The 11,478-nt window shown below is 65.6% G+C and carries 8 protein-coding genes and 2 pseudogenes; 4 read left to right on the forward strand and 6 right to left on the reverse strand.

Annotation, left to right across the window (positions count from 1 at the left end; all coding sequences use genetic code 11):
- Window positions 1–3,526, reverse strand: a pseudogene (locus tag Q0S16_RS00270) (methyl-accepting chemotaxis protein); the annotation flags it as partial.
- Window positions 3,527–3,909: 383 nt separating this feature from the next.
- On the opposite strand from Q0S16_RS00270, the gene Q0S16_RS00275 reads away from it, so the two are divergent.
- Window positions 3,910–4,287 carry an Hpt domain-containing protein gene (locus tag Q0S16_RS00275; protein ID WP_295843775.1) on the forward strand — a complete coding sequence of 126 codons (378 nt, stop codon included), beginning with the start codon at window positions 3,910–3,912 and terminating at the stop codon, window positions 4,285–4,287.
- Window positions 4,288–4,387: 100 nt separating this feature from the next.
- The gene (locus Q0S16_RS00280) at window positions 4,388–4,708 is read left to right on the forward strand and encodes a 2Fe-2S iron-sulfur cluster-binding protein (protein WP_295843777.1); all 321 of its coding nucleotides are present in this window, start codon (window positions 4,388–4,390) and stop codon (window positions 4,706–4,708) included.
- On the opposite strand, the gene Q0S16_RS00285 is transcribed toward Q0S16_RS00280, so the two are convergent.
- On the reverse strand, window positions 4,709–5,818 hold the full coding sequence (locus Q0S16_RS00285; protein WP_295843779.1) for a CocE/NonD family hydrolase: 1,110 nt from the start codon (window positions 5,816–5,818) through the stop codon (window positions 4,709–4,711).
- Window positions 5,815–6,267 (reverse strand): thioesterase family protein, encoded by a 453-nt coding sequence (locus Q0S16_RS00290; protein ID WP_295843780.1) that lies wholly within the window; start codon window positions 6,265–6,267, stop codon window positions 5,815–5,817. Before Q0S16_RS00290 ends, Q0S16_RS00285 begins: the two co-directional genes overlap by 4 nt.
- A gap of 302 nt (window positions 6,268–6,569) precedes the next feature.
- On the opposite strand from Q0S16_RS00290, the gene Q0S16_RS00295 reads away from it, so the two are divergent.
- Window positions 6,570–7,172 (forward strand): DUF2147 domain-containing protein, encoded by a 603-nt coding sequence (locus Q0S16_RS00295; RefSeq protein ID WP_295843781.1) that lies wholly within the window; start codon window positions 6,570–6,572, stop codon window positions 7,170–7,172.
- A 55-nt stretch (window positions 7,173–7,227) separates the two neighbouring features.
- On the opposite strand, the gene Q0S16_RS00300 is transcribed toward Q0S16_RS00295, so the two are convergent.
- Both Q0S16_RS00300 and Q0S16_RS00305 read right to left on the reverse strand, forming a co-directional pair.
- The gene (locus tag Q0S16_RS00300; RefSeq protein ID WP_295843782.1) at window positions 7,228–9,171 is read right to left on the reverse strand and encodes a hypothetical protein; all 1,944 of its coding nucleotides are present in this window, start codon (window positions 9,169–9,171) and stop codon (window positions 7,228–7,230) included.
- A 71-nt stretch (window positions 9,172–9,242) separates the two neighbouring features.
- A complete protein-coding gene (locus Q0S16_RS00305) occupies window positions 9,243–10,310 on the reverse strand; it encodes a YbhN family protein (RefSeq protein WP_295843783.1) in 1,068 nt (355 codons plus the stop codon).
- A 395-nt stretch (window positions 10,311–10,705) separates the two neighbouring features.
- On the opposite strand from Q0S16_RS00305, the gene Q0S16_RS00310 reads away from it, so the two are divergent.
- Window positions 10,706–11,212, forward strand: a complete 507-nt coding sequence (locus Q0S16_RS00310; protein ID WP_295843784.1) for a ferritin-like domain-containing protein — start codon at window positions 10,706–10,708, stop codon at window positions 11,210–11,212.
- Window positions 11,213–11,277: 65 nt separating this feature from the next.
- Here Q0S16_RS00310 and Q0S16_RS00315 read toward each other — a convergent pair.
- Window positions 11,278–11,478 (reverse strand): annotated as a pseudogene (locus tag Q0S16_RS00315) (hypothetical protein); the annotation flags it as partial.

Here is an 11,478-nt window from a genome sequence, read left to right on the forward strand (position 1 = left end):
CACGGGCGCTGCCCAGGATCGAGGCGGCGGTGCCGGCGGCAACCGTGTTCAGCGAACTCTGCGCTTCGCGTGCACTGCCGAGAATGGCCGCGGCGGTATCGGCGCCAACGGCGGTCAGCGTGCGTTCGACGTCGATCGCCAGCGACTTGACGTGGTTGGCGGCGTCCGAGGAGGCCGCGACGAGGGTCGTATGGGCCTCGCGGGCACCGGACACCATGGTCGCGGCGCTGGTGTTTCCAGCAGTGGTCAGGCTGCGCTCGATGTCGATCGCCAGCGACCTGACGTGGTTGGCGGCATCCGAGGACGCGGTGACGAGGGTCGACTGGGCCTCGCGGGCGCCGGTCACCATCGATTCGGCGCTGGCATTGCCGGCCGCCATCAGGCTCTGTTCGATATCCATCGCCAGTGACTTGACCTGGCTGGCGGCATCGGCGGATGCGTTGACCAGAGTGGAGTGCGCTTCGCGGGCACCGCTCACCATCGACTCCGCGGTGGCGGTACCGGCGGCGATCAGGCTGCGTTCGATATCGGCCGCGAGACCGCGGGCCTGGTTGGACGCTTCCGAGGACGCATCGATCAGCGAGGCCTGGACGTTGCGGGTGCTGGCGAGGATGGATTCGGCGCTGGCGGTGCCGGCGGCGATCAACGAGCGCTCCACATCCGCGGCCAGCGACCGCACCTGCTGCGAGGCGTCGGTCGAGGCGCTGACCAGCGTGGTCTGCGCGGCGCGGGCGCCGGACAACACCGATTCGGCGGTCGCCGCGCCGGCGGCGGTGAGCGTGCGCTCGATGTCGGCGGATAGCTCCTTGATCTGCGTCGAGGTTTCGCTCGACACATTGACCAGCGTGGTCTGCGCGGCGCGGGCGCCGGACAGCACCGATTCCGCGGTCGCGGCGCCGACGGTGGTGAGTGTCCGCTCCATGTCGGCGGACAGCTCCTTCATCTGCAGCGAGGTTTCGCTCGACGCCGTGACCAGCGCCGTCTGCGCGTCGCGGGCGCTGTTGAGGATCGAGCTCGCGGCGTTGCTGCTGACGGCGGTGAGGGCGGTCTCGACTTCGGCGGAGGTCAGCTTGAGCTGCGCGCCGACGTCGGTCGATACCGTCAGCAGGGATTCCTGCGCGGCACGGGCGCCGGCCTGGATGGTCTCGCTGGTATTGACCGCGAGGTAGGTCAGCGAGCGCTCGGCGTCTTCCACATGGGACTTGATGCCATGCGACAGCTCCTCGGCGCGGGCCATCAGCGAATCGCTGGCGATGCGACCCGAGGTCTCGATGCGGCCGGCGACCGCCTCGATGCGCGAACCGAGCAGTTCCTCGAACTGGCCGACCCTGGTTTCGATGTCATTGGCGACCAGGCCGACGCGGCTCTCGAGGCCCTCATGGATGATCTGGAAGCGCGCGGTGACGGTGTCAGCCAGATGGTTGCTGCGCGAGTCGATGGTCTCGGTGACATTGGCGATGCGGCGATCGATCGCCTCGATGGCCTGCGCGGTACCGTCGGTGAGCGACGAGGTGAAGTAGGTGAGGCGGGCGTCGATCGAATGGATCGCCTGCACCGCGCCGTCGGTCAGCGACGAGGTGAGATGGGTCAGGCGGGAATCGACGGAAGTGACCGCCTGGTTGGCGCCATCGGACAGCGTGGTGGCAAGGTTTTCCAACCGGGTATCAATCGTGGCGGTGACCGACAGAGCGCGGGAATCGAAGGCTTCCTCGAGGCTCTTGAGCCGGCCGTCGACGGAGACGTCGAACGACTGGATGCGGGTATCCAGCGCGGCGTCGAGATTGTTGACGCGCGACTCGAAGGTGTTCTCGAACTGCGCCAGGCGGTTGTCGAGGGTGGTGGCGATCTCGCCGCTGTTGGCGGTGAAGCGGGTGTCGAAATTGTCGACATAGGTCTTCAGCGTGTCGGTGATGTCCTGGGTGCGCTGCCCCATGCGATCGACGACTTCGCCGCCGAAGGTCTTCACGGTGCGGTCGAATTCCGAGATGTGACGGGTGATCAGCGCGCCGAGCGTGCCGGAATCGCGCGAGAACTTCTCGGCCAGTTCGGAACCCTGTTCCTTCACCAGTTCGTCGAACGCGCTCATCTGCAGGCTGATGGTGTCGTGCGCGGTCTCGGTCTGGCTGGCGACCTTGGCAACCAACGCGTTGACGGTGACGTCGAGCGCCTCGGAGGCCTTGTCGCCGCTTTCGATGATGCGGGTCGCGAGCCGGTTGCCAGCATCGTCGATCTTGCTGACCAGATCGCCGCTGCGCAGCTCGAGTTCGAGCAGCAGTGAGTCGCTGGAGTTCTTCAGGCTGTCATGGACCTGCTCGGTGCGGTCGGAGACGCGATCGACGATGGTCGACGAGCGCTGCTCGAATTCGGTGGTGATGCGGTCGATGCGCTCGTTCAGCATCTCGTGAACGCGGTCGGCGAGGTCGACGAACTCGTCATGGACGTGGCCGGTCTTGAAGTTCAGGCTGGTGGTCAGGCGCTCGCTGGCGTCGAGCACCGCGCGGGTGGTTTCCGCGCTGGCTTCCTCGAGACGGTCGAGCAGGTCGCCGCCGCGCTCGCCGAGCGCCAGGATCATGTTGTCGCCGGCATTGCCGAGCGCCCGTGTGATGTGTTCGCCACGCTCCTCGAGCGCGCCGGTGATGCTCTTGGCGACTTCATCGACGCGCGAGGCGATGGCGTCGGAGATCAGCGCGATGTCGTGGCGCAGATCGATCTGCACGCCGGAAATCGCGGACCGCACCTGCTCGGCCTGGCCGACCAGATTGTCGCGCTGATGCGCGATGTCCTGCAGCAGCGCGCGAATCCGCACTTCGTTGTCGGAATAGGCGCGCTCCAGCGCGGAGACTTCGTTGGCCACCAGGGTTTCGAGTTCGCCGGCGCGCGCGATCGCGCGTTCGACGCCGTCGCCCATGGCGGCGACTTCACGTCGGATCGCCTGGCCGACAGTGACCATGGAGTCGCTGGCAGCGCCTTCTGGCTCGGAAAAACGGATTGCGACCTGCGCCATCGACTGCGCGATCATGGCGAGTTCCTGGCCGCGCCAGGCCAAGCTGGCGAGGAAATAGAACAGCAGGATCGGCGCGAAAAATACCACTGCGAGGCCGGCGAGCGCCAGGGTTCCGCCGGCGCCCTGGCCGATGAAAGCCTGCAGCGAGGGCAGGAAGCTGATGGTGAGCAGGCCGGCGCCGACCGCCCACGCCGCGGCGAACAGCGAGGCCAGCGTGTAGACGTTGCGGGCCGGGCGGCCCTTCTGGATCGCCTGCAGGATCTGGCCGATAGTCTCGCGGTCGTCATTGGCTGGACGGCGCGTGAAACGCGTCTCGTCCATCTGGTCGAACGACGGACGGTCATTGGCCATGCGCGTGTCGAACGCGTTGTCGTCAAAGGATGAATTGGGCGCCGCATTGTCGTGGCGGATCGTCGGCTGGTCGCGATCGACCATCGGCGCATCGCTGATATTCAGGGCTTCCTGGATAGCGGAAAGGGCGACTTCGGTTGGATCCTTGGACTTTTTGGTGTTGTTTGCCATGTTTGGTCCACGCCCCTTGTTCACGCTTCTGGAAGTCCCACACGCTCGCCCGCTACATCTGGGATCGCCCAAATGTACCCCGCGGGCGATCGCGCAACAGCCGGTCGCTCGGCTTGTCCGCTACTTCCAAGAACATCCTATTGGCTTGGTGCGTCGAATGAAATGGACTCCGTTAAGACACTCTTAATCATCGTTAACAACGATGAAGATAGCGGCCTTGCATACGGCAAAAATACCGCTTCAGGGCTGATTACCGGCCGATTTCTGTCAAAGTGGCGGCAAAAATACGACAAAGGCGCGATACGTTTCGTTAACCAGTTCCATGGTTGGCTGCGCAAATCCGTCGCCGGATAATCCCGCGGCCGGAAAATCGGGCCTTGATCATGTCGCTTCATCTGGAACAGGTTCACTGGATGCCATCGCCGCCGCTCGCCCCTGTTGATGGTCCGATCGACCTCGCGCATCTGCATCGAATGACGCTGGGCGACGCCAGCCTTGAGCAGGAGGTGCTGGCGATGTTTGCCGGACAGGCCATCGGCCTGATGGAGGCGCTGGCCCGGTTCCCGGCGGACGCTGCCGAACTGGCGCACAAGTTAAAGGGCTCCGCCCAGGCGATCGGCGCCTGTCAGGTCGCCGAGGCCGCCGAATGGCTGGAATCCGCCCTGCGCGATGACAGCGACGCCGCCGAGGCGATGATGACGCTGAATGACGCGGTGGTGGAAGCTCGACAGGCGATCGACAGCATACTCAACCGGACCTGAGCCGACCGTCCCGCCATGGTTTTCCCATGGGCCCGCTGGCGTGATCGGGAACGACCCGGTATAGGACAGCCGGTATCTCCCTTCCGGTAGCGCGAGCATCATGGCCAAGATAAACTTTGTCGATCATTCCGGCGAAACCCGCAGCATCGAGGCCGAGGTCGGCTCGACCGTGATGGAAGCGGCGATCCGCAATTCCATCCCCGGGATCGAAGCCGAATGCGGCGGCGCTTGCGCCTGCGCCACCTGTCACGTCTACGTCGATGAAGCCTGGCAGGAAAGCGTCGGCGCGCCGACCCCGATGGAAGAGGACATGCTGGACTTCGGCTACGACATCAAGCCGAACTCGCGGCTGTCGTGCCAGATCAAGATCACCGACGCGCTTGACGGCCTGGTGGTCATCACCCCGGAACGGCAGGCCTGATCAGCGCGGACGCGGCTCGGCGGTGACCGCCAGCCGGTCGTCCACCGCATAGATCGCGCAGTCGCCGGCATATTTGGCGCAGGCGGCGAGGGTCTTCTCCTCCGCCTCTGCCACCGAGCGTTCGCCGGTGCGAAACGCAAACGCGCCTTTCGGTGACGCCGCGAACGCCCGGTGCGGACCACTTGCCAGATAGGTGTCGAACGCGGCCCGGCCGGTGCCGCGCAATTGCGGCGGCGGCGCCAGCGTGACGCCGGGCGCGGCGATCAGATCGCGGACGCCGAGACCTTGCTCGCGCAGAAAACCATTCACCATTGGGGTCCACGCCGGTACGCCCGCCGCGGAAAACAGCGCATGGCCATCGCTGCCGAACGCCGGCGCGTCGATCAACCGCGCGCGGCCTCCGGCAGCTGTGAATGCCCCGTGCAGCCGATGTGCGAGATCCGGCCCGAAGAACTTGTCGTTGGCGGCATAGACCCACAGCATTGGCAGCCGCGCGGTCCTGCCGTAGCCAGCAAAGGCCGCGACCAGCGCGGCTTCATCGCAGACGTCGTCGTCGGCGCGCGAGCCGCGGCCGCCGGCAAAACTGATGATGGCGGCCAGTCCGGGCGGCGGATCGGCGGCCAGCGCCACGCTGGCAAAACCGCCGGCTGAAACGCCGACCGCGATCATGCCCTCGGTGGTGACGTCGGCGCGGCCTCGCATGGCGTCGATCGCCGCGCGCAGATCGGTGGCTGAAGCCTGGCCGGCCATCCGATAGTCGCGGTGATCGCAGGGGCCGCTGCTCTCGGCATAGCCGCCGTCCGAGGTACCGTAGCCGCGCCGCATCACCACCAGGCTGGCAAAGCCGCGGCGCGCGAATTCCGTCGCCTGGGCATAGAGCCGATAGGGATTCATGGCGGGGCGGTCGGCGGCGGCGCGTGGCGATCCGTGGCTGATCAGCGCCAGCGGATAGCGGCGCGCGCCGGGCGGGCGCAGCAACATCGCCTCGAGGCCGCGTGGCCCGGCGGCGGCCATCGGAATCCGCAGATCCTCGCGCCGCCAGTCGTCCGCGGCCGCGGCCTGCATCACGCCGCACAGGGCGGCTAAGCCGAGCAGCGCGGCGCGAATCATGGCGCGGCGTGGCCGCGCAGCATCCAGGGCTGGAACCGCTCGACGACCTCGGCGGGGATCGGCGTCGGTTCGCGGCTTTGCAGCCCGACCATCACGGTGGTCGAGGTCGCCGAGGCCACGCATTTGTCGCCCGAAAAGACCACCTGTGAGAATGTCGCCGAGGTGCGGCCCAGCCGGGCAACGCCGAGCCCCAGTTCGATGGTGCCAGGCCAGTGCAGTTCGGCGCGGTAGTGGATGTCGAGGCGCACCAGCACCCAGCTTAGTCCCGTTGGCATCAGGCCATTCTTGAGATCCTTCACCAGCATCACCCGGCTGGTTTCGAAATAGCTGGCATAGACGGCGTTGTTGACGTGCTGGTTCGGATCGAGGTCGGCGAAGCGCACATTGTCGGACAGGTGATAGGGGAAGTCCTCCAGTAGCGGGGACGCTGCGCGGGCGGGTGCGTTCACAAATGTATCTCCAGTCATGCGGCCCTCGTTACAGCGCAGTTGCCGCGACCGGGCAAGGGCTGCGCGGCCACTGCCGGGCTTCCATATCGAGCCGCGGGGGTGCGCGTCGCAGGTTCCGCGGGTGGTCTCGGCTGTGGCAAAGCTGTGGCGGACGTCACATCGGGACATACATCGCCGCGCTGGCGATCTTGCAAAAGCCATCAAGCGACGCCACTCTTGTGATCGCGGAAGATTGATTAAACCAAAGTTCGATTAAACAATGCAGTTGCAGAATGGCACTGCCTCACATGCCGGGGATGACCATGGTCCGAGTTCGACCCCCATCACCATTGGCGATCGCCTTCGCTGCGACCAGCCTCACAGCCCTCGCTCTATTCACGGCTCCGCTTCGCGCGGCTGAACCAAGCGCGGCAGGCCTTTGGCAAAAGGTCGAAAAGGGCAAGCCGGTGGTCTGGGTGCTGATGCTGGATCGCGGTGGTGTTTTCGAAGGCGCTATCGCCAAGACCTTTGTCGATGTCGACGACAAGCCGGGCGACGACTACTGCACCAAATGCGTCGATGACCGCAAAGGTGCCGCGGTACTCGGCCTCTCTTTCATCCGTGACATGAAGCAGGACGGTCTGAAATATGAAAACGGCAACATCCTCGATCCGCGCGACGGCAAGATCTACAAGGCGAAGATGAGCATTAGTCCGGATGGCCAGACGCTGACCGTGCGCGGCTATTGGGGGATCGCACTGCTGGGCAAGGATGAAACCTGGTTCCGGTTACCTGATACCAATTTGGCAGTCTTGGATGCGACGGTGGTTTCGAAATATCTTCCGACCCAGGCCGCGGCCATGAAGCTGCCGACCGTCGGGGCGGCGAAGCCTCCGGTAAAGAAGGCCAACGCCGCCGTTCATTGATGTCGATGCTGTGATGACGGGCCTGTGCCAGGTGTCATCGCCCGGTGTTCGAGAACTATCTGAGCGACGGCTGACCGAGCGGCTCGCTGGTCACTTCGGCCTCGGCGCCGAGCCGCAACACGGTGGCCGCGGCGGGCAGCGCGGCATCGGCCATCGCCGCATGGCCTTCGGCGGTTGGGTGTATCGCGCCGCCATAGACCGCCGATAGAATCCCCCAGGTGGCATCGTGAATATCCGACGGCTGCACCGCCGCGGACATTCCCTGCGGATAGGTCATGGCCGAGAAATAGCTGTCATTGGCGTCGCGGATCCAGCGGGCGCGCGGCGCATAGGCACGGAACTCGCTGGCGCCGCGGCCGCAGGTCATGGGCTGCGCCGCGGCCTCGACGAGGCCCGCCTCAAAGCTGTCGCCCCTGGCCGAAAAGCAGGCCCGGTCGAATTCCGGATCGGCCGACCCGCGCGCGCAAAAACCGTGATTGGCAAACGTCGCCTGATGCGCATCGACATAGGTCATGCGATCAGCGTCGGGATTGCGACAGATCACGCCGCCCTGGCACAGGGCGATGGCCTTGAGCTGCGGCAGGAATTCGGTTTCGACGAAGTTGGCGACATTGGCGAGGCGGCCTGGATCGGCGTTGAAGGATGGATGCACGTCGAAGCCGGCGGGGCCGCCGGGGCAGGGCGCCCCATTGGCGAAGGTCGGATTGGCATAGGCGGTGAAGATCACATGCGACAGGTCGCCGGCGAGCAGCGGCTTCAGCGCCTCGCGCAGTCGGCCGAAGCCGGCTGGCAGGTCGCGCGCCAGCGCGGCGCGCGAATCCTCCACCGAGCCCAGGATGCCGCCACGCTTGAACAGCGCGCGCTCGGTCGGGTTATCGACGATCACGTCGGCGACGAGGCCGGAGAAGTTGATGTCATTGGCGCCAATCGACAGCAGCACGAGGTCGAGGCGGCGATCCGGCTGGCGGCGCTTCGCGGCGACCATTGCCTCGCGCAGCTCGCCGAGCTGGGCGTTGACGCTGCCGGCGCAGCTGGTCGCGGTCTTGGTGGTCAGGCATTCGCGCGCCTGCTGCTTGCCGAACAGGCCGTCGGCAATGGTCGCGCCCGAGCACGCCAGCGGCAGATAGGTCACGGCGATATGCGGATACTGCACCGCCAACGCCAGCGCGGTGCGGGTCTGGTAGCTGTACAGCGAGCGGTGGCAGGCCGAATTCAGCCACAGCGCGCCCTGGCGCTGCCAGGACTGCAGCGAATCGTAGGATTCGCAGGCGCGGCCGCCCTTGAAGCCGGCGCGGCTCGGCCGATAGAACATGCCGCCGGTGACGCCGCCCAGCAGCGAGCGGAAGCAGAAGCCGTCATCGGATAGCGCCACCGGCCGGTCCGGGTTGCCTTCGCCGGACGCGATGGAATCGCCGAGGCCGGCGATCAGGACGTCGCGCACCCTGATGTCGGTGGTGACGCGCTGCGGCGCCTCGCCGCCGCTGGTGACATCGACGATCGCCACTGTCCGCTTGCCATAGACCGCGCGAAAATCCACCGGCTCGGCGCAGTCGAAATTGGATTGCCGCGGACCGTCGCCATCATCCAGCGTCCATGCGCAGACCGCGCCGACTGGAACATCGCCGGTCAGGCGCAGCGTCACCGGATGGTCCACCGGGGTCAGATAGCTCTCCTTGACGGTGTCGCGGGTGCAGGGCTCGCTGAGCTTACCGGCCAGATCGACGCATAGCCGGCTGAGCGTATTGCGCGCCCAGCCGCGGCCGTCGCTCTGCACCGCCAGCGCCTGCTCGGAAGCCAGGATGCCGCGGTTGCGCAGCGCTTCCGCATGAAGCTGGAAGTCGCGCTCCTCGCGGAATAGCCGGAACCGGTTGCGCACCTCCCAGGAGATCTGCATCGGTCCGGAAGACTGCGCCGCCGCGCGCTCGATCGGCAGGGCGCCGAGCAAGCCGAGCAGCAGAGCGAGCAGGGTGAACGAACGTCGCAAATGGGATGAGGTCATGGCGATCATCAATGTCAGCTATGGGGCGGAAATAAGAGGAAGGCAGCCGGAAGCCAACGGGCCGCGCTGTCCTAGCCCTGAGCCTGACGCTTGACCGGCCGCGGCGCCACCGCGGAAGACGCGGCGAGACGTTGAGCCTCTCCCGCCGCGCGCCCGCGTTGCCAGGGGATCACGACGCTGAGCCACAGCTCGCGGCTACCCATGATGGCAATGGCGACGGCGAAGGGGATCAGAAAATACAGGATCCGGAACATCACCAGCGTCGCCACCAGCTGCTCGCGGCCGAATTGCGGCAGCGCTACCAGCATCGCGGCGTCGAATACGCCGAGGCTGCCCGGCGCGTGGCTGGCAAAGCCGAGCAAAGTGGCGAGGATGAACACCACGGCCAGCGACACGAAATCGATGCCGGGGTCGTTCGGCACCAGCAGATACATCGCCAGCGCGCAGAAGCCGAGATCGACCACGCCGATCAGGATCTGCAGCAGGGTCAGCCGGGCGGAGGGGAGCGTTACCTTCCAGCCGTTCTGGCCTAGCTCGCGGCGTCCCTTGCCGACCGACAGCCACGCCAGATAGGCGGCGATGCCGGCCAGGCCGGCGCATCCGATCATCCGGTTCACCGCGTCAGGCAGCAGGTCCATCGCCGAGGCGGCCTGCGGATGCCAGATCATGCCGATGCCGAGCACGAAGGTGTTGCCGAGCCAGAAGGTCAGGCCGGAGATGAAGCAGATCTTGGCGACGTCGATGGCCGAGAGGCCATAGTCGGAATAGATCCGGAACCGGATCGCGCCACCGGTGAAGACGGTTGCGCCGATATTGTGGCCGATCGTGTAGCTGGTGAAGCTCGACAGCGCCGCGATGCGGTAGGGCACATGGGTCTTGCCGATCGTTTTCAGCGCGAAGTAATCGTAGAAGGTGAGCGTGCCGAACGCGCCCAGCACACACAGCGCGGCCAGCGCGATCTGCATCGGTGACTTCTCGGCGATCGCCGACAGGATCACGGCCGCGTCCACGCCCTTCAGGGTGCGGACCAGATGGGTGATGGCAAGGCCAATCACAACCAGGCTTACCGCGACACCAAGCCGTTTCCAGCCGATGTATCGCTTGAAGCCGCGCCCGAGCGCGGTCAGCATGCGTTGCATGCGCCCTCCCGGCGGAACGCGAACAGGGGGAAAGTCGATGGGGGCGTGAGACAGCAAGCGGCGACCAATTCACTCATACGCGAAGTTCACTCATCAGCCAGAACCCTTACGGCAAAAACGACGCGTTGTGCAGTCCTTGACAAGGCTAGCGTTAACAGCGGCGAAGGTTGCCAAATACCCGCCGACATCTTGCCAACATTACCCCGAAAACCGTTAGCAGGATTGCGCGATCCGCGCACTGCTACGTTTCATATAGGGCGGAGCGAGCCGATGTTCCATGCTGAAAGCGGCTTTCTGGAGGAACAAGGTTCACCGGCGCCGGTTACTGAAATATCGAAACCGAGCGAGACGAAGTGCCGCGGGCGCGGGTTCGCTCCAGCCGCAGGATAGCAGCAATGGGACTGTTCACCAAAGACATCAAGACCATGGACGATCTGTTCGTGCACCAGCTGCAGGATATCTATTATGCCGAAAAGCAGTTGGTGAAGGCGCTGCCGAAGATGGCCGACAAGGCCACCGATCCGCAGCTCAAGCAGGGTTTTATGACTCACCTGGAAGAGACCGAGGTGCATGTGCAGCGGCTTGAACAGGTGTTCAAGATGCATGGCGCCGAGGTCAAGGCGGTGAACTGCCCGGCGATCGACGGCATCATCAAGGAGGCCGACGAGACCGCCGGCGAGGTCGATGACAAGGCCGTGCTCGACGCGGCTCTGATCAACGCCGCGCAGGCCGCCGAGCATTACGAGATCGTTCGCTATGGCAGCCTGATCGCCTGGGCGCGCCAGCTCGGCCGCAACGACTGCGCCGACGTGCTGCAGAAGACGCTCGACGAAGAGAAGGCCACCGACAAGAAGCTGACCTCGCTGGCCGAAGGCAAGATCAACATGCGCGCCGCGAGCTGATCCCCGCCGTACTGCATCACAAGGACATCGCGCGGGGAAACCCGCGCGATTTTCATGTCGGACGATCAGGCCTTCCGCAGTGCAAAATGGGCGCCGCAAAAGGCCATCATGCCGCCCAGGCCAAGCGCTGCGAGGCTGGCGACGACGCCGCTGGCGGTGGGGATCGAGCTTGGCGCCGACGCGGCCTGTCCAGCCCCGGCCAGTACCAGCACGCCGACCGCGATCAGGAACTGGCGCATGCGCGGCGGAATATGGCCGGAAGCGGC

Origin of the sequence: Tardiphaga sp., assembly GCF_025356345.1 — a bacterium.
Taxonomy (GTDB): Bacteria; Pseudomonadota; Alphaproteobacteria; order Rhizobiales; family Xanthobacteraceae; genus Tardiphaga.

Bases quoted from the DNA above. Each gene is read 5' to 3' on its own strand.
- Q0S16_RS00275 (WP_295843775.1), top strand. From the start codon at position 3,910: ATGTCGCTTCATCTGGAACAGGTTCACTGGATGCCATCGCCGCCGCTC.
- Q0S16_RS00280 (WP_295843777.1), top strand. From the start codon at position 4,388: ATGGCCAAGATAAACTTTGTCGATCATTCCGGCGAAACCCGCAGCATC.
- Q0S16_RS00285 (WP_295843779.1), bottom strand. From the start codon at position 5,818: ATGATTCGCGCCGCGCTGCTCGGCTTAGCCGCCCTGTGCGGCGTGATG.
- Q0S16_RS00295 (WP_295843781.1), top strand. From the start codon at position 6,570: ATGGTCCGAGTTCGACCCCCATCACCATTGGCGATCGCCTTCGCTGCG.
- Q0S16_RS00300 (WP_295843782.1), bottom strand. From the start codon at position 9,171: ATGACCTCATCCCATTTGCGACGTTCGTTCACCCTGCTCGCTCTGCTG.
- Q0S16_RS00305 (WP_295843783.1), bottom strand. From the start codon at position 10,310: ATGCAACGCATGCTGACCGCGCTCGGGCGCGGCTTCAAGCGATACATC.
- Q0S16_RS00310 (WP_295843784.1), top strand. From the start codon at position 10,706: ATGGGACTGTTCACCAAAGACATCAAGACCATGGACGATCTGTTCGTG.